Annotated in this window: 17 protein-coding genes and 2 tRNA genes; 4 read left to right on the top strand and 15 right to left on the bottom strand. The window is 39.3% G+C overall.

Translation table 11 applies throughout. The features are described 5' to 3' along the window. Window positions 1–147 precede the first annotated feature (147 nt). The 3 genes from hpt to MKY27_RS00420 are packed head-to-tail and all read right to left on the bottom strand — an operon-like array spanning window position 148 to window position 4505. Window positions 148–690, bottom strand: a complete 543-nt coding sequence (gene hpt / locus MKY27_RS00430) for a hypoxanthine phosphoribosyltransferase (protein ID WP_339174675.1) — start codon at window positions 688–690, stop codon at window positions 148–150. Window positions 691–722: 32 nt separating this feature from the next. Next, window positions 723–2129: a tRNA lysidine(34) synthetase TilS gene (gene tilS / locus MKY27_RS00425; protein WP_339196815.1), complete on the bottom strand. Its 1407-nt coding sequence runs from the start codon at window positions 2127–2129 to the stop codon at window positions 723–725. Window positions 2130–2150: 21 nt separating this feature from the next. Continuing rightward, the gene (locus MKY27_RS00420) at window positions 2151–4505 is read right to left on the bottom strand and encodes a SpoIIE family protein phosphatase (RefSeq protein ID WP_339196814.1); all 2355 of its coding nucleotides are present in this window, start codon (window positions 4503–4505) and stop codon (window positions 2151–2153) included. A 255-nt stretch (window positions 4506–4760) separates the two neighbouring features. Here MKY27_RS00420 and MKY27_RS00415 point away from each other — a divergent pair. From MKY27_RS00415 to MKY27_RS00405, 3 genes are all read left to right on the top strand, one after another. Further along, window positions 4761–4837 (top strand) — tRNA-Met (locus MKY27_RS00415). 5 nt (window positions 4838–4842) lie between these two features. Next, a tRNA-Glu gene (locus tag MKY27_RS00410) sits at window positions 4843–4914 on the top strand. A 132-nt stretch (window positions 4915–5046) separates the two neighbouring features. Beyond that, window positions 5047–5235, top strand: a complete 189-nt coding sequence (locus tag MKY27_RS00405; RefSeq protein ID WP_339199569.1) for a sodium:potassium antiporter — start codon at window positions 5047–5049, stop codon at window positions 5233–5235. 115 nt (window positions 5236–5350) lie between these two features. Here the strand turns inward: MKY27_RS00405 and MKY27_RS00400 are convergent, their stop codons facing one another. The 8 genes from MKY27_RS00400 to spoVT all read right to left on the bottom strand — a co-directional run bounded on the left by MKY27_RS00400 (window position 5351) and on the right by spoVT (window position 11370). Next, on the bottom strand, window positions 5351–5779 hold the full coding sequence (locus MKY27_RS00400; protein ID WP_008408265.1) for a S1 domain-containing RNA-binding protein: 429 nt from the start codon (window positions 5777–5779) through the stop codon (window positions 5351–5353). A 239-nt stretch (window positions 5780–6018) separates the two neighbouring features. Then, on the bottom strand, window positions 6019–6453 hold the full coding sequence (locus MKY27_RS00395) for a septum formation initiator family protein (protein ID WP_339196813.1): 435 nt from the start codon (window positions 6451–6453) through the stop codon (window positions 6019–6021). Between the two features lie 46 nt (window positions 6454–6499). After that, a complete protein-coding gene (gene yabQ, locus MKY27_RS00390) occupies window positions 6500–6961 on the bottom strand; it encodes a spore cortex biosynthesis protein YabQ (protein ID WP_339196810.1) in 462 nt (153 codons plus the stop codon). Further along, a complete protein-coding gene (gene yabP / locus MKY27_RS00385; RefSeq protein WP_008408271.1) occupies window positions 6958–7257 on the bottom strand; it encodes a sporulation protein YabP in 300 nt (99 codons plus the stop codon). The genes yabQ and yabP overlap by 4 nt, the downstream gene beginning before the upstream one ends. 86 nt (window positions 7258–7343) lie before the next feature. After that, entirely contained in the window at window positions 7344–7634 is a 291-nt protein-coding gene (locus tag MKY27_RS00380; protein WP_079523123.1) for an RNA-binding S4 domain-containing protein, read from the bottom strand. Window positions 7635–7638: 4 nt separating this feature from the next. Then, window positions 7639–9105, bottom strand: a complete 1467-nt coding sequence (gene mazG / locus MKY27_RS00375; RefSeq protein ID WP_339196805.1) for a nucleoside triphosphate pyrophosphohydrolase — start codon at window positions 9103–9105, stop codon at window positions 7639–7641. Between the two features lie 9 nt (window positions 9106–9114). Continuing rightward, window positions 9115–10719, bottom strand: coding sequence for a polysaccharide biosynthesis protein (locus MKY27_RS00370; protein WP_339196803.1), 1605 nt, complete (start codon window positions 10717–10719; stop codon window positions 9115–9117). Window positions 10720–10833: 114 nt separating this feature from the next. Beyond that, window positions 10834–11370 carry a stage V sporulation protein T gene (gene spoVT, locus MKY27_RS00365; RefSeq protein ID WP_339174666.1) on the bottom strand — a complete coding sequence of 179 codons (537 nt, stop codon included), beginning with the start codon at window positions 11368–11370 and terminating at the stop codon, window positions 10834–10836. 246 nt (window positions 11371–11616) lie between these two features. On the opposite strand from spoVT, the gene MKY27_RS00360 reads away from it, so the two are divergent. Next, complete coding sequence (locus MKY27_RS00360) at window positions 11617–11928, top strand: hypothetical protein (RefSeq protein ID WP_339174665.1); 312 nt, start codon at window positions 11617–11619, stop codon at window positions 11926–11928. A 73-nt stretch (window positions 11929–12001) separates the two neighbouring features. Here MKY27_RS00360 and mfd read toward each other — a convergent pair whose 3' ends face one another. The 4 genes from mfd to MKY27_RS00340 all read right to left on the bottom strand — a co-directional run bounded on the left by mfd (window position 12002) and on the right by MKY27_RS00340 (window position 17733). After that, window positions 12002–15514, bottom strand: a complete 3513-nt coding sequence (gene mfd / locus MKY27_RS00355) for a transcription-repair coupling factor (RefSeq protein ID WP_339196800.1) — start codon at window positions 15512–15514, stop codon at window positions 12002–12004. A gap of 84 nt (window positions 15515–15598) precedes the next feature. Next, a complete protein-coding gene (locus MKY27_RS00350; RefSeq protein ID WP_008408283.1) occupies window positions 15599–15826 on the bottom strand; it encodes an anti-sigma-F factor Fin family protein in 228 nt (75 codons plus the stop codon). 59 nt (window positions 15827–15885) lie between these two features. Then, window positions 15886–16449: an aminoacyl-tRNA hydrolase gene (gene pth, locus MKY27_RS00345; RefSeq protein ID WP_339174663.1), complete on the bottom strand. Its 564-nt coding sequence runs from the start codon at window positions 16447–16449 to the stop codon at window positions 15886–15888. Between the two features lie 72 nt (window positions 16450–16521). Then, window positions 16522–17733 carry an MFS transporter gene (locus tag MKY27_RS00340; protein ID WP_339196797.1) on the bottom strand — a complete coding sequence of 404 codons (1212 nt, stop codon included), beginning with the start codon at window positions 17731–17733 and terminating at the stop codon, window positions 16522–16524. Between the last annotated feature and the right edge of the window lie 84 nt (window positions 17734–17817).

The raw sequence follows: 17817 nt of genomic DNA, 5'->3' as shown, positions 1-17817 counted from the left end.
GTAAAATCTTAACATACGTTGAAATTTTCATACAATAAAAAGCACCGCACATTTTAAACGTTGAAACGAATTATGACAAAATGCGCTCATTTACTACTTATGTCTGGATGCTTGCCTCAAAATTGAAGGTTTGTACAATCCAGAATATTAAAATGAGTATACTTCACGTTTTAAAATTCCAATGTAAGGTAAGTTACGATATTTTTCTGCGTAATCTAAACCATAGCCTACAACAAAACCGTCTGGTACTTCAAAGCCAACAACATCTGCATTTAATTCCACTTTACGGCCAGATGGCTTATCCAATAATGTTACGATTTTAATCGATTTTGCTTTACGGTATTTAAATAAATCTACTAAATAGCTTAATGTTAAACCGCTGTCGATAATGTCTTCAATAATAATGACATCGCGACCTTCCACACTTGTATTTAAGTCTTTAAGAATTTTTACTTCCCCAGATGATACCGTTGCATTCCCATATGAAGTAACATCCATAAAGTCCAGCTCTATATAAGAATCGAAACGTTTCATCAGATCCGTCATAAATGGCATTGCACCTTTTAACACCCCGACAGCTAATGGGAACATGTCTTTGTATTCCTCTGTCAGTTGAGCACCAAGCTCTTTAATGCGTTCCTGGATTTGTTCTTCTGTAATCATAATTTTTTCGATGTCATTTTGAATCATGAGTAGATTCCTCCTTTTATTGTTCAAACTTTCTAAAGACGTTCATTGCTATCGACAATAAGCACCATTTCATGCACTGCCGACTTTACATTAGAAAATTTATTGTTAACGCGTACAGCTACTATCGCTAAAAGGTCATCATCAGCATCGACTAACAATGGCCAGCTAGCTCTTTTTTTGAAAGGAATCTTGTCATCAATAAAAACTCGAGATACTTTTTTCTGATGCTGCATACCTTGTAGCAAAATACGATCCCCTTGTTTGGGAGCCCTTACGCATAACGGAAACGATACTGATGATGCGGCGAAAAAGTGATGCGGATACTTTTGCAGTAAGTCCTCATCACATTGTGCAAGTTCCCCAATATATATGCGCATCGTTCCAAGCACACACCACTCATTCAAAGCGATTTGTTGATCTGATGTTAGCAAGTCCTGCTGCTTGTACTCAAATACAACTTCATCGTATTGTTGACGCGCAATAAAATTCTCCGGTAAATCAAGTGCACGACTTCCATCCGACGTTGAGAATAACGTCAGAATCGTCGTACAAAGTGCGTAGCTTTGAATCGTATTTGAATCGTTATAAAGATAACTTAATAGTATTAAAATGAGCCTCCTTTGTAAAGCAAGCGGCTCTTTTTGTAATGCCGAAACCTTCACTTTATAACAATTTTTGTCGACTTTCTGAAAAAGTTTCGAAAAACGCTCTTCTGCAAGCTCCATTAAATACGAATCATCATCTAAAAGCTGCTGTGAAATGTGGACTGCATGTTGTGAAACAAGGGGGTTTTCTTCCTTCAAAACTGGTACGACATTGTGACGGTAACGGTTGCGGGTATAGTCATCCTTTGCATTGCTAGGATCTTCTCGGTATAAATGGCCTTTACTATGTAAATATTCCCCAATTTCGTCTTTTGTAACCATCAAAAAAGGTCTGATTAATGTAAATTGTTGAAATTTACGTGACGGTAAAATTCCTTTCAACCCGTTTAGTGAACTCGCTTTCGTCAAGGCCATTAACATGGATTCCAACTGATCGTCCGCATGATGTGCAGTTACGAGTTTTGAAAACTTATGTTTATGCATGACGGTTTCAAAGAAATGATAGCGTTCCTTCCGGCAAATTGCCTGAATGTTTCCGCCTTCCGCTTTGTGGATTTCTGCAATGGGTATCGCACAGCTATAGAATGGAATCGCCCAGTCACTGCATGCTTTCTCAACAAATTGGCGGTCTTCGGCAGATTGTTCGCCGCGCAGCATATGGTCTACATGCGCCACGGCGAGTTCAATTTTAAAATAGTGCCGGAAATGATAAAAAAAAGAAAGAAGCGCCATTGAATCAACGCCTCCTGAACAAGCAATTAGTAGTCTATCTCCGCTTTTTATAAGCTCTTGCTCTTTTATATAAGCTAATACTTGATGTTCCAAAGTGTGCATTTACTCACCTCATATTACATTTCAATGTGTGATTGCTGGTCTGAATACTTGCCACGGTTTTATTACATGCTGCAAACGGAATAACATCACAGTGCAATCATCAGCAATTGGGTATCTTTGTTTAAATTGCATCATGACATCATATAGGACAACCTGGATGGAAGCACCGTTTTCCAGCCCTTGACGAATCAGCCTGATAAATAATTGCTCCTGTGCATCCCATTGTGCAGATGGTGAAAATAACCCGTCCGAAATCATTAAAATAACATCCTCTGATAATAGTTGTATCATTTCCGTATCAACTGCAAAATTTGGTAAAAAACCAATCGGGGCACTTGTACTTTCGATTTTGAATAAATCGTTCCCTCTTAACACATAGGTCGTCATGCCTCCCGCTTTCCAACACCATAAGTGGCCGAACTGTAAATCGACAAGAGCGAAATCCATCGTTGCATACATGTCCGAATCGTTTTTCAGCGACATCACATAATGCATTGTGTGCATTGCTGTTTCAGGATCCATATTGTAAGTAAGACAATCCTGCATCATTTGAATTAAACGTTCACTTTCACGATTCGCTCTTACATTCGTCCCCATTCCATCGGACAGCATAATCGCCATCAGCCCCGGATGGATCGGGAATACACGATAGGAATCACCGGAAATTGCATGGTTTGCATGGGAATACGTATATATATCATACTCCAACTGATAACGAATTGCTGAAGTAAACTTAATTTGGCGATAAAAAATAGGCGATTGCTGCTCGTAAATCTGTTCACCTTTTAATGGTTCATGCAAATATTCAAACAGTTGCTGTTCTAGTTGCTGGATAACGACATGTGCATCCCGATGATCTGCGACATAACACACGAACTCCCGGTTCCCTATTTCATTTTTTATCCACTGAATATGTAAACAGTGAATATCATTTTCTTTTAAAAATTGCTGCATCTCCCCATCAATTTCAGATGTGCCGATTTCTAGTCGCTGACTGTTTAACAGTTTTTCAAAGTGGCTGCTTAAATCACGAAGCTGTAAGGCAATCATCTTTTTGCCATGATAGAACTGTCTTTCCATATGCTCTTTGTGTAAAGCTGACTCTAGTTCTTCCAGCAATTTAGAAGATTTGATGCATTTCCCTTTCAGCTGCTCTTCCACCCGAATCCAGCTGACCGGTTTCGTGCTTCTTTTCGCCAAGCGCCACGAATCGATAATTCCTTCCATCTCCCCTTTTCTCCCCCAGCATTCTTCATATTTGAAACAGCTGGAGCAAATGAGAAACGGTTCTGCAGTTGTCTTATTTTTCGCCTTATTTTGTGTGAAATGATCAAATACAAGCTCTTTCATAAAGGAAACAAATTGCTGAAATTGCTTAAGCTGCACTTCCACTACTTCATTGCGGTTCACCTGAATGACACTGACTGTAGTTTGTTTATAGTACATTTTGCAGTATTCAAGTATATTTTTCGGTAACAGCAGGAAAATGATGGCCCCTGTAAGCATCGACATAAAATAAATACTATCAATTGGTAATGTCGCATCATAAAAGAAGAAAAAAATACTCGGCAAAAAACTAAATATCGCAACAATATAACGTCCCTGATTTTGTACAAAAGCAGCGACCAGTCCTGTACAGGCATATAAAATCATCATACCTGTGAATGATAAGTTTGCTAAACCGATAAAAAAGCCAAGTGATAATGAAAAGATGACTGTAGCACCAACCGTCGAGGAATAGGCTACAAGGCAAATGAGGAAGTGAAGGACGATCAGCGCCATTGAAAAGTAGAAAAGAGTCAAGTTTTCCATGCCGATCAGCATACCGGCCAAAACGACAATAATTGCCGTAATTTTTTCTCTTGTCCACTCAATGTTTCCATTTTCTTTACTTGGCATTGTCAAAATACGCATAAAGAATAGAATTGAAACCGCAAATAAACATTCATATACGATATAAAATAATGTCATGACAGATGGCATACCACTATGAAGCAGCATTTGCCACGCTAGTTGAACAGCGATAATGGTAGTCCCTAGCAAAAAATACGGGGAAATTTTTATAAACTTAAATCGTACGAGACATTCCATGAAGAAAAGCTGCACTAAAACAACGGCTGCTTGTCCAAAGCCTAGAAAGAGGGTTCCGAGTATTCCCCCTAGTAAAGCGCTCTTCTGAAATGAGACAAATCTCGTTCGAATAACTAGCCAAAAAGGTAAAAATAACGGAGTAACAGCTTCAAAGAAGACTGCCTGAGCAAAACAAAAAGCTGCAAACGCTATAACACTCGCTATTATTATTCTCGATTTTTCTTTATATAAGAATAAGTTTAAGTTTAGTGTTTGAAACTCATTTTGATTATTTAATGTCACCATTTTTACTATCACCTTTTCTTTTTAACGCTATTATATAAAGCTGAAAAAGTGAATTTTGTCTGTTTGTAGGATTGGCGCCAAAAAATTGTTCGACTGTTTTTTTACGGGAATATGCGCGTTTTTTCACTTTTTTTATTAGTAATTGCAAAAAATAATAAGCAGTAATTTTCAGTGTAGTTTGGTAGAGGAAATATTAAAAAAATAGTGTTGACACTCTATAGACTGCAATGTATTATTAGTTTTGTTGTTAATTTTGGCGGTGTAGCTCAGTTGGCTAGAGCACTCGGTTCATACCCGAAAGGTCGTGGGTTCGACTCCCTCTGCCGCCACCATTATAGGCCCGTTGGTCAAGTGGTTAAGACACCGCCCTTTCACGGCGGTAACACGGGTTCGAATCCCGTACGGGTCATCTCAAAAGCTGTTTAGGAACATTGTCTTCCTAGGCGGCTTTTATTTTGCCCTTTTGCTTGCTTTGTAAATTACTGACACACTTTCTTTCTAATCCTTTATACTTATTGTATAGGAGGAGGCGTTTTCTTTGGTGCAGAACTTTACATATTTAGCTTTTCTTTGCGGCATTAGCATGCTTCTAGTTGTTGGAGGCGTCTTATTGACAAACTTGCCGCTCCCATTACAAATAATTATGATTGCAATCGGATTAATTGGCGGTATTTTTTGCTTTGTTACCCTTATTCGGGTACTCATCAATCATAATGCCGAAAAAGAATGATTTAATCATGAACCCCATTTCACAAGAAAAAGCGATGGATTGTAAGAATTACTCTTACAATCCATCGCTTTATCATCTATTTGACACTTTTTCTACGTTCAAACAGCCAGCAAAATTATCCTCTGCGAGCTCCACGGCCACCGCGCTTAGACTCAGTTGCACGCTTTAATGTAGTTAAACGCTCATCGCTATCTTTTAAGAAACGCGCCATCTTCTGTTCAAAGTTCTCTTTTGGTTGACGATCATTACGATCGTTAGAACGGTTGTTTTCGCGACGAGGACGCTGTGGACGCTCTGGTCGCTCAGCTTGAGGCTTTGCTTTACGAATTGAAAGACCGATCTTTCCATCCGCTTCAACATTCATCACTTTAACTTCGACTTCATCGCCTACTTTAAGATGCTCGTTAATATCTTTTACATAGTTATCTGCCACTTCACTGATGTGAACTAAACCTGTTTTACCATCTGGAAGCTCGACGAATGCACCGAAATTTGTGATGCCTGTTACCTTACCTTGTACTTTGCTGCCTACTTCAATTGACATAAAAAAAATGCTCCTCCTTAAATTTTAAGAGACTCTTCGATTGAAAAGCCATTTATCAATTATAATGAAACTTTTGTTGAATAGCTTCTTCTCTAATTATAGCTAACATAAAAAGAGTGTCAACAAGACACTCTACCTAAAGGCAATAAATACCAGGAATTTTAGCTTAATATTACCATGCTGACTGGTTTTTTATTAAATTTCAAAGTCACATTTTTCTTTGGATAACGCATAATACATTATTCTTTGTCATCTTCAGGCTTGTCTTTATTTTCTTTGTCCGATTTATTCGGTATTGTGAAAATAATTTCGCCCTCTTCAGAAAGGAAAAATTCTTTTCTTGCAAGCTTCGCAATATACTCATCATCTTCCAGCTTCGCAATCTGCAAATTTAATAGCTCTTGTCTGTGAAGCGCTTCTTCCAATCGTTCTTCAACCGCGGCTTTCGTTTCTTCCTTTGCGGCGAGGCGTTCACTCTGGACCATGTTTGCTTTTATTAATGCTGCAATTACTACAGTGGCTAAAATGAAAAATACTGCTAATCTTCTGCGACGACGTACAGCAATTTTTGCTTTAATTTGAGCTTTTGCTTGCGGATTTGAGCGGACATAGTCATTATTCAACGACTGGACATTATGGTTATGTAGCTCTTCTTGCACATTTTTTCTTCCCATTTCCGTCTCCTCCCTCACAATCAATAGTTGTTATCATTATACGAGTTCATTGCTGTGTTTTAAAGTTTTTTAACAAATATTTCTTGAAAAACTTAATAAAGGGACGGCAAATAAATAATATAATCCCTATTATCAATTTTATAATATTTTTAACAAGCTTTATTACAACATGTCCAATAAAAAAAACCGGCTTCACAAATAAATTTATACACACTCTTCCAACAAAGCGGATAATTTTTTGGAACAGCAATTCATATGTTGCAATTCCGGCGATTTGGGCAAGTGGATCAACTACCCGCCATTGCCCTCCTTTTACTAAAAATAATAAATAAAACGTAGTAACCCCTAATATTAACCAGACTATCCATTCTAAAATCCATGTAATACGTCGAATATTTTTTAGAGGGATACGATTTACATTAATTCGGATACAATCGATAATTGCACCTACAGCAACTCCGCTTATAAACATGACAAGAATGCTTATAAGCTGCGCACTCATCATCATCCAAACAATTTATGAAGGAAACTTTTCGATAAGCCACTCTCGCTTTCATCGTATTGGAATTGCTTCACTTCCCCTTCTAACGTTAGTAATCCCTTGTCCACGTCTAAATGAACAATACGCAGTTCCTCTCCACGAATCAATAAATGACCCTGTGATGTATTCACATAAAATTCTTCCTGATCAAATCGCTCGATACTTTTAACAGATGTCATGTCCATCCGTTTACGATTACGTACCGTTACTAAGTGATCCCCAGACGAAATGGTATAGCGCGCGCTTTCTTGATGAATAGTCAATGCAAGTCCCCCTTTGAGCTTATAGTTGTACACTATATGCAACAACGGAAAGAAGCATGACTTAAAAAGTTGGTCATGCCCTATTCTTATTCTTCATCATCTATAAATTCAGGTTCAACTTTCTCTAAACGCTCTTCTTTTATTATCGTAAACATTTTTAATGCATCTTCTTTTTTTACATTTTCACGAATTTCTTCGACACGTGCTGTAACGATTTTTTGACCGAAACGAATTGCCAGCTCATCGCCTACTTTTACAGTACTGCTTGCTTTTGCCACTTTATCATTAATTGTAATACGGCCTTGTACCGCTACTTCTTTCGCTAATGTACGGCGTTTAATTAAACGTGAAACTTTTAAAAATTTATCTAAGCGCATTCCATTACTCCCCTTTTTCCAGTTGTTTTGCTTCATTCCAAAAAGCATCCAGCTGTTCTAATGTAAAATCTTCGAACGACTTGCCGCTCTTTGCTACACTTTGCTCGACGAAATGAAAACGGCGGGCAAATTTTTCATTGGCATGCAGCATCGCTTCTTCAGGTGAAATTTTATAAAAGCGTGCGATGTTCACAAGTGTGAATAATACATCTCCGAATTCATCGGTACGGCTTATTTCGTTACCTTGCGTTATTTCTTCGCGGAATTCTTGCCATTCTTCCGTAAACTTCTCCCATGCATCATCAGCATTCGGCCAATCAAAACCGACTGACGCCGCTTTTTTCTGGTAGTTGTATGATGTTTGAAGCGATGAGTACGGACTATATTCGTTCTTTAATAAAGGTTCGTCATCTGCATGCCCTTTTTCCTGCTTTTTAATTGCTTCCCAATTGGCTGTTACAGTTTCCGCATCCTCTGCCGTCACATCCCCAAACACATGCGGGTGACGTCGAATCATTTTTTCGCTAATCGATGCAAGGACTTCTTCCAATGTGAAATAACCGTTATCTTCCCCGATTTGTGCATGTAGAAACACTTGTAAAAGGACATCGCCAAGCTCTTCCACCATAGCAAAGTCATCTTCGGCATCGACCGCTGCTAAAAATTCATGCGCTTCTTCCAGTAAGTATTTCTTCAATGATTCATGCGTCTGTTTCTGATCCCAAGGACAGCCGTCTGGGCCGCGCAATTTAGCAATAATTTGTCGGAATGTTGTCCAGTCCCTTAATGCTTCCTCATCAGATTGAACAGGAGGCACATATACTGTCGTCAAATTATTGATTTCTGCTGCCTGATCAAGCTCATAAAGCGGGACCGTACGCAATGATTCCTGTGAAGATCCCGCTGCCGTAACAATCGTTACCGGGTAGTCATCGCGGTACTTCTCCATCAATGTAAGCTTTACTTCTGATGCACTGAACGAATCGTACACCTGAGCAATCAAAATGTGCTGACGCATGTTCATATCATGGATAGACATGCTTGTCCCGTCCAATAGCTGAAACCCTTCTATCGGATCAATCTTTAAAGCCCCGAATATCGGGTCCAAAAAGCTTTGTCCGCCCTCAATTACAAGGCTGATCTGTCCGCTTTGGTCCGCTTCAATTAAGTGCTGGACGGTCTGCTCTGCTACGAGCGGATGACCTGGAACAGCATACATAATGTCCTCTTGTGCTACAGCTTCAATAAGTCGCTTTGCAATTTCTTCATAAACGGGACCGAACGAGCCATGCTTAATATACACATCATCAAAGCTCGTAAACTCGATTCCTTCCAGTTTTAAGTCCTGTATGACAGGATGGTCCTCTGTTCGTACGTATATTTTTTTGGCTGCTTTAATTTTTTTGTAAACACCCATTTGCATTTGTTCAAAATCGGCTGCTCCTAAGCCGATAACAGTTAATTGATTCAAGTTATACACCTACTTCTTTCGATTTAACATTAATTGATAGGCAGCCATTCTCCTGCCGAGCGGGATTAAGAACCAATCCTTTTCTGTTAAGACACGCATTTTTGCGACTGCAGTAATGAAGGCGCCTGCGCCGAGCACGACGAGCACACCACTGTAAATAAGTGCATCAAATCGACTGAACAGGCCGGTAAACAAGCTATTTAAGCTGTAAACAGCACCTTGTACGACAACGGTCATGACGAGACAGGCAATGGCCAGTTTTTTATAAAACGTACGATTCGCCAGGCGGATCGCCGTCAGTTTTTTTAAATAAATGATAAGTGCGGCAGCTGTAAAAATCAGTCCGATATTACTTGCTATTGCCGCGCCCAGCACATCATAATGCGGGATTAAAATAATGTTCCCTAAAAATTTTAATACGATTCCAAGCCCTAAAAAAATGGCAGGCCCTTTTAATTTACTATAGCCTTGTAAAATTGCTGTAAAGGTTAAAATAATCGATAACGGAATAATTTGAAACGAATAGAGCTTCAATACATTGGAATAGGCATCCGTCTTGAACAGCATTTGATTTACATATGGCATAACAAGTATTAATCCAAGTGCCGCAGCAACTCCAAATATAAGGGAGCTCCGGAAAGTCAATTGAATAAACGGCTTGGCGCCACGACCATTAGGCTGATTTGCCTTTAATGCAACGAGCGGCACAATGGCCAGCGATAAAGAAGTTGCAATAACGATTCCAAGCTGGACAAGCGGTTGACCACGGTCATAAATTCCTTTCACTTCCATCGCTTCAAGGACAGGCATTCCCGCGTGGACAAGCATTTTATATATCGTAAAGGAATCTACAAGTTGAAAGCACAACAATAACAGCGCACTCATGCTGATTGCGATACTGTATAATGTGACCTCTTTTAAAATTGGCCAAACTTTTACTCGGACTATTTTTCCGGAAGGTACATACTGTCTTTTCAAAAAGTAGAGCAACAGGATAATACCCGCTATTTCTCCGACAACTGTACCGAGCATCGCCATTTTCCCTGCAGCATAAACAGATTGCGTATATTGCAGCAAAACAATCGTTCCGACTAATATTATCGATACCCGGATCATTTGTTCGAACACTTGGGCATAGGCAACCGGCTGCATCTTACTTTCCGATTGGAAGTTACCCTTTAAAACTGCAAGAAGCGGCATACATAACGTAATAAATGAGCCAACTTGCAATAACCCCGCCAGCTGAGGATCTTCCATCAAATTTGCTAAAGGCTGTGCACCAAAAAATAAAAGACAGAAAAAGATAAGGGCCAATGCTGTTAAATAGTAAAAAATAATGCGTGATACAGACCGTTTCTCCTCATATGTACCGCCACGTCCTTCAATATCTGCGAGCATTTTGGAAATAGCAACAGCAAACCCGCTTGATGTCCATACGACAAAAAACGAGATAAAAGGATACACTTGCTGATACACATAAAATCCTTGATCACCTACTAAGTTTTGATAAGGAACCCGGTAGATGGCACTTAATATTTTTACTAAAAGGGCCGCTACAGTCAGAAGAAGAGCGCCCTTCATATAATTTTTCATACCATAGCTTTGCGAAGTCATTCTATTTCCTTCCTCTATTTCATACAATGTACTAATTATATCATGAAAACCATTTGCTAATTTTACTCGAGGAATTAAAAAAACGCCCATTACTATGGACGTTTTGAAGTGATTTTAGTTTTCCATTTGTTTTGCTAAAAAATGAGCTGCTGTTTCAGCAGTTTTTTGCTCTACTTCACCGATGAAATGGGCCCGTGATATTAAATAAATAGCACCAATCGGATCTCCATTCGAAACTATCGGTACGATGCAATACGATTTCACTTGTTCATACTGTCCTGCTACAAGTTCAATCGACATCTCCAGCTTTTCACTTACAGGTGACCTGTTTTTAATAATATCTTCTGCAAACACAGTTAAACGTCTCGCAACATAATCTTTTTTCGAAACGCCTGCAACAGCAATTACTTCATCTCGGTCACTTATTAATGTCGGGGTACCTAATGTTTCAAATAATGATTCCGCATATTGTTGTGCGAATTCTCCTAAATCATTAATCGGCGAGTATTTTTTTAAAATCACTTCTCCTTCGCGGTCCGTATAAATTTCAAGGGGATCCCCTTCCCGGATGCGAAGCGTTCTTCTAATTTCTTTTGGGATAACAACACGACCTAAATCATCGATGCGGCGAACTATTCCTGTTGCTTTCATCGTTCATGTTCCCTCACTTTCCATCAATTCACAGCATGATGCTCCTAGTATGGAAAGAAATACATGAAACTATGCATTGTTCGAGACGGATAAAATAATTTTTCTCTATGCAGGAACAAACATGATGATTTACCTAATTTTCTGTAAACGGATATAGGAAATTATAACGTTTTCGTTCATATTATGTTTTATTTTTGTAAAAAAGGCTATTAACAAAATAAACAGGTTTTTTTTGGAGGTGCAATAATGGTAAGAGTTGATCCTATCACATCAACACCTGATGCATATCGTCAGCAGCAATATTATGCAGGAACTCATTTAGCTTATTACCCTGATTTATCGAAAGAACGTGCAACAGCTATTTCAAAATTTGAAAATGGCATTTTTAAGCGTTACCTTGAAAAGTCAAATGGTCAGCGCGATTTAGTATTTGCCTCCACTACAAGAGAAAAACAGTTTTTAGAAAAGCGTGAAGAGCATCATAATCGCGAAGAACTGCTCCAACGCTTAAATTATTCGAACGGAGTACATTATAGTGTGCAACAATCTTTCCTGTAATTCATTTATTGTATCCAAAATAAAAGAGAGGAAATCTTAAAAGTCCAATACTTTTAAGATTCCCTCTCTTTTTTTATGATTCTTTTTTGGCAGCTGCGATAATTTGCATCATTTTTTCTACTACTTCAAATGGCAGGTGATTGCCGCATTTATTGTAATCTACTGTAATGACTAACTGTGTTCCTTCCATCCCAAAGCCGACCGCACGACCAAACTCCATTGATTGCTCAACGATTTGCGCACCGTTTGTATTGGCCGTTCCTTCTTCTGATAGAATAATAGATACAATTTGCTGCTTTTCTTTTATTGAAAGCACATTCGCTTCTTTTGCCCAAACTTTCATACGGGCCACACGCATCAGGCGCTCTGTTTCAACCGGTAAATCTCCAAAGCGATCTTGCAGTTCATCGATAATTTCCAGATAATCCTCTATGCGTTCCATCGCTTTAATCCGCTTATACATTTGGATTTTTTGGTAGCCATCCGGAATGTACGCATCAGGAATGTACGCATCAACATGAAGCATAATCTCGACATCCTGCTTCTCTTCTCTCTTCACACCAGTGCGACGCTCTTCAACAGCTTCTTCCAGCATTTGCGAGTACAGATCAAAACCGATTGAATCGATAAAGCCATGCTGCTGAGCACCAAGTAAATTCCCTGCACCACGAATCGATAAGTCACGCATTGCAATTTTGAAACCTGACCCTAATTCCGTAAATTCTTTTACTGCCTGCAGACGCTGCTCCGCCACTTCAGTAAGAACTTTATCACGTTCATACATAAAATATGCATAGGCAATACGATTTGAACGCCCTACACGTCCTCGTAGCTGATACAGCTGGGAAAGTCCCATACGATCCGCATCATGGACAATTAAAGTATTTACATTTGGAATATCTACACCTGTTTCAATAATCGTTGTCGTGACAAGTACATCATACTCACCTTCGATAAACGATAAAATAACCGATTCAAGCTTCGCCTCCGTCATTTTCCCGTGCGCAAAGGCAACTCGTGCATCCGGAACAAGCATCTGAATTTCTTCTACTCTTCTTGTAATATCCTCTACACGATTATATAAATAGAACACTTGTCCGCCACGCGCCATTTCACGTTCAATTGCTTCACGTACAAGGGCTCCGTTATGCTCCATTACATATGTTTGTACAGGGAAACGGTTTTGTGGCGGTGTTTCGATAACAGACAAGTCACGCACCCCTACCATCGACATATGCAGTGTACGCGGAATTGGCGTTGCTGTTAATGTCAGTACATCGACATTCGTTCGAAGCTGCTTGATCTTCTCTTTATGTGTAACACCGAAACGCTGCTCCTCATCGACGATAAGCAGTCCTAAATCCTGATATACTACATCCTTCGATAAAATACGGTGTGTACCAATCACCATATCCACTGTACCTTCTTTTAAGCCTTTTAACGTATCTGTTTGCTGCTTTTTCGAGCGGAACCGGCTAAGCAGTCCTACATTGATTGCATAGTCCTCAAAACGCTTTGAGATCGTTTCATAGTGCTGTTGTGCCAAAATCGTAGTCGGCACTAAAAAAGCCACTTGTTTGCCATCTAAAATAGCTTTAAATGCAGCACGAATAGCAACTTCCGTCTTTCCGTATCCTACATCACCGCAAACGAGGCGATCCATTGGACGTTCCCGTTCCATATCCTTTTTCACTTCAGCAATAGTACGTAATTGATCTTCTGTTTCCTCATACGGGAAAGCCGCCTCGAAACTTCGTTGTTCATCCGAATCCGGAGAAAAGGCATAACCTTTTTCTGCTTCCCGTTTTGCATAAAGTTTGATTAAATCATCTGCAATATCCTGTACTGCATTCGAAACTTTCTTATGTGTTTTCTTCCATTCCGTGCCGCCGAGTTTATGAAGTTTCGGTTCTTTTTCACCGGATGGTACATAACGCTGAATCAGTTCGATTTGATCGACAGGTACATATAACTTGTCATCTTCACGGTATCGTACATGCAAATAATCTTGATGTGTACCATTCACAACAAGTGTTTCAATACCAATATATTTTCCGATCCCATGATGTACGTGTACAACATAGTCGCCTGATTTAATTTCAGTATATGACTTGATCCGCTCAGCATTTGTCATTTGCTGCGGGCGTGATTTTTTCTTTGCCTGCTGTTTAAAGAGCTCATCATCCGTAACAACCGCTATTTTCTGTAATGGCAGCTCAAAACCTGACGACAATGGCGTATTGACTAAATAAATACCCGGTGCATCGGCATAACCGATTGTTGACGCGATATGGTAGTCATTCAGTAAATTCTGCATCGCCTTTATCCGGCTTTCCGAACTCGCTGTAAATAATACAATGAACTTGTCGTTTGACCAACGTTCGATCTCATTTTGCAGCAAAGCAATTTGACCGTGGAATTGCTGCATCGGTTTACATGAAATGTTGATCGTCTTTTTAAGTGTGATGCCGGCAAATGTTCTTGTGAATAATGCGAAATACATTTTCTGCTGTTTCAGCATTGAAAGTACTTCTTTTAATGAATAGGATGGCTTTACATCATGAAGCATTTTGCCGCCTTCAATCAATGAAATAAACCATTCATTTTCTTCACGTTCCCAGGCTTCCATCACTTCCTGAATACGACCGAGTTCATCAAATAAAACAAGACCATCTTCTTTAAAGTAATCGCCTAAAAAATACTGCTTCTCAAATAAGAGCGAGCCATATTTTGCGATATGATCCGGCAGATGACCAAGCCTCAGCAGCTCAATATCATGCTGAATATTTTGCATGAGCAATTCCTGTGTTTCCTTTTTACGCACCTTTTTTAAACTAGCAGCCAATGATTCTTCCAGACGTTCTGCAAGTTTTATACGCTCTTCTTTCGTTAAAAGAAGTTCTGCGGCAGGGAAAATTTTAATTTTATTTAATTTTTCAATTGAGCGCTGATTGTCGGCAGAAAAAGTACGAATTGAATCCACTTCCGTATCAAACAACTCGATACGGATCGGGTCTTGTGCGTATGGTGGATAAATATCCAAAATTCCGCCGCGCATCGCAAACTCACCTGGCGTTGTAACCATTTCACTTCTCGTATAGCCCATTTCAACAAGCTTATCCAACCAAATAGTGATGTCGACATCCTGACCAATGGAGGTGTTAAGTTCGTAACCAAGCCACTTTTCGGGTGAGCTTAGAATGCTGCGCATACCTGCAGCCGGAATAATATAGATTCCGCGCTCCTGATTGACTAAACGGCCTATTGTAGCGATACGCTGTGCACGCAGCTCATGGGAAGACGTCGTCATATTTGCAGCGATAAACTCCTCGGCAGGATAATAATGAACATGCCCTTCACCAACTAATGCAGTCAAATCATCTACTAACTTTTGTGCCTGCAATAGATTTGAGGACACGATATAAATCGATTTATTTGTCTCTTGATAGATTGTATGGATCAATGCAGGTCTTGCGCTTCCCGTTAGTCCGGTAATAAGGTGATCGTTTGCTTGACCCTTTTGAATATGGTCTATCATATTATCAATCTGTTTATCTTTTTTAAATATTTGATGTATCGTATCCACGTCTAGTCCCCCTTCTCTTTTTCGATAATTGAAAACGTAAATGGAAAAAGCCTTGGCGCAGTTTATGCGACCAAAGCAACTCCTCTACTGTAACCATCTTTTTAACGCATAGTAATCGGGAAACTGACGCAATGATTCTTCACAATGCTCACAAATGCTGTAAACGGTCGTTTCTCCCCGTTCATTTTTTTTGATGAATTCATCGATTTCACCTATTTCAAACAGATGAAGCTTTTGAACCGTTTCTTCTGCATCGAAAGGCAAAGTACCAATCTCTACCTCACAATGTCTACAGCGGTAGCGTACAGGCATCTCCCATGGCCTCCTTTAAACACTTATGTATATTAAAGTCTAACCATTTTTTGATTAAATTATGCGCCGTTAAATTTATTCATAACTTCTAAGAACGGCTTTGTTAAAGCTGTTTCCACAGCATCACAGCTCTTTTCGACAGCTTCTTTTACAATTGGCTGATCCTCTTTTGAAAATTTGGCCAATACGTAGTCCGCAACTTTCATACCTGCTGGCGGACGGCTTACTCCGACACGGATTCGGTTAAATTCCTGTGTTCCCAAGTGCTGAATTAATGACTTAATTCCGTTATGTCCACCGGCACTTCCTTTGCCGCGTAATCTTAACTTACCCGTTTCCAGATCTAAATCATCATAAATAACAATAATATCTTCAATTTCTATATCAAAATAATCCATTAGAGGTCTAACACATTCTCCTGATAAATTCATATATGTTAATGGCTTCAATAAAATGACTTTTCCTTCAGGACGATGAACTGTTGCATACATACCATTAAATTTAGTTTGGTTTAATGGTGCATTCCATCGATCGGCTAATTCATCAATCACATCAAAACCTATATTATGGCGTGTATGTTCATATGGTTTTCCCGGATTTCCTAAACCAATAATTAATTTCACTAGTAATCGCATCCTTTTTCTCTAATCGCCTTTATTTTATCATATATCCTTCTGAAAAGTATGTATCGTCCCCTAGTATTGAGCCAATGATCTTGCACGAATTTTCCTTACAATGTACAGCAACAAAAATCCTACTGCTGCGAAAAAGCGAACGGCTGTCGACAAATACATCGCTGTTTCCATCGAGTAGGTTTCCAGCAGCCAAATTCCGATTTGCGGAGAAGAAAAGGCGATGAAGGCAAGCAGCACATTGTAAGTCGTAATACAATATGTGCGGACTTCCTGCGGTGAATTTTCCAGCAATAAATTAAATAATATTAAAACCGTCCCTGAAACAAATAGGCCTGAAAGAAAGGACATCGCGGCTAAATAATACAGGTTAGTCGATAAAACCATCAGCAATGGCGCTGTCGACATACCAAAAGCAACCCAGACGAACACACTCATATTGCCATATTTTTGCGACCATTTACGCCAAAGCGAAAATGAAAAGATTTGTGCAATCATATTGGCGACATTGAACATACTAATCCAAAAAATCGTTGCTTCCGCATAACGGACATTATAAATATTGAAAACACCCCATGCCATTTGCCAGCCAAAGTTAAATACAAGTGCAACAATTAAAAACAGAACATATTTATTGTTTTTAAATATTGACCAATCCATTGCGCGTTTCTTTTCTGTATTCAGTTCACGCTCCGGTTCATCATGCTTTAGTAAAAAATAAAGCTCCACAATTCCGACTACAAATGTAAACATGAACAGTATTTGATAAGCTATCCTGTTGGAGGTCATGTCTTTCATGACAATGCCGATTGTTAATGTAACGAATAAGCCTACGACTGTCAGCAAGCGATTGCGATCACTGAAAAACTGGGCTCGCCGTGATTCCTCAATAATATTCCCGATAAAAGACTGCCAGCCCATATTAGCCATCGTATTCGGGACGCTCATCGCAGCAATCAGACCAAGCAGCAACCATGAACCAAAACTTCCCGGCACATAACTGATGAAGGCAATTAACAGAAAAACAAAGCGTGCTGCCAATACAGAGAAAGCAACAAGCCTTTTTTGCTCGAATGCACGGTTTAATAAAATGGCAGCCGGCAATGTCATAAGCAGTGTAATTAGCGGTGGCAAGGAACTGATCAATCCCACTTGATAGTTCGTCGCACCAAGAATCATCATTGCAAAAATCGGGATATAACTGTTTGAAGTATTTTGTGCAACAGCAGATGCCATCCCGTGATAAATACTCATTTTTTCATTATGTGTTCTCATAAAGACCTCTAATTATTCATAATATTTACTCATCTCCATCTTATTATACTTATTTTCTTTCGGATGTCGAAGTATTTTTTCGGC

The organism is Solibacillus sp. FSL R5-0449 (assembly GCF_037975215.1).
GTDB lineage: Bacteria > Bacillota > Bacilli > Bacillales_A > Planococcaceae > Solibacillus.
This window is presented reverse-complemented; position numbering and strand designations above follow the sequence as displayed.

Bases quoted from the DNA above. Each gene is read 5' to 3' on its own strand.
- hpt (WP_339174675.1), bottom strand. From the start codon at position 690: ATGATTCAAAATGACATCGAAAAAATTATGATTACAGAAGAACAAATC.
- tilS (WP_339196815.1), bottom strand. From the start codon at position 2,129: ATGCACACTTTGGAACATCAAGTATTAGCTTATATAAAAGAGCAAGAG.
- MKY27_RS00420 (WP_339196814.1), bottom strand. From the start codon at position 4,505: ATGGTGACATTAAATAATCAAAATGAGTTTCAAACACTAAACTTAAAC.
- MKY27_RS00400 (WP_008408265.1), bottom strand. From the start codon at position 5,779: ATGTCAATTGAAGTAGGCAGCAAAGTACAAGGTAAGGTAACAGGCATC.
- MKY27_RS00395 (WP_339196813.1), bottom strand. From the start codon at position 6,453: ATGGGAAGAAAAAATGTGCAAGAAGAGCTACATAACCATAATGTCCAG.
- yabQ (WP_339196810.1), bottom strand. From the start codon at position 6,961: ATGATGATGAGTGCGCAGCTTATAAGCATTCTTGTCATGTTTATAAGC.
- MKY27_RS00380 (WP_079523123.1), bottom strand. From the start codon at position 7,634: ATGCGCTTAGATAAATTTTTAAAAGTTTCACGTTTAATTAAACGCCGT.
- MKY27_RS00370 (WP_339196803.1), bottom strand. From the start codon at position 10,719: ATGACTTCGCAAAGCTATGGTATGAAAAATTATATGAAGGGCGCTCTT.
- spoVT (WP_339174666.1), bottom strand. From the start codon at position 11,370: ATGAAAGCAACAGGAATAGTTCGCCGCATCGATGATTTAGGTCGTGTT.
- MKY27_RS00360 (WP_339174665.1), top strand. From the start codon at position 11,617: ATGGTAAGAGTTGATCCTATCACATCAACACCTGATGCATATCGTCAG.
- MKY27_RS00350 (WP_008408283.1), bottom strand. From the start codon at position 15,826: ATGCCTGTACGCTACCGCTGTAGACATTGTGAGGTAGAGATTGGTACT.
- MKY27_RS00340 (WP_339196797.1), bottom strand. From the start codon at position 17,733: ATGAGAACACATAATGAAAAAATGAGTATTTATCACGGGATGGCATCT.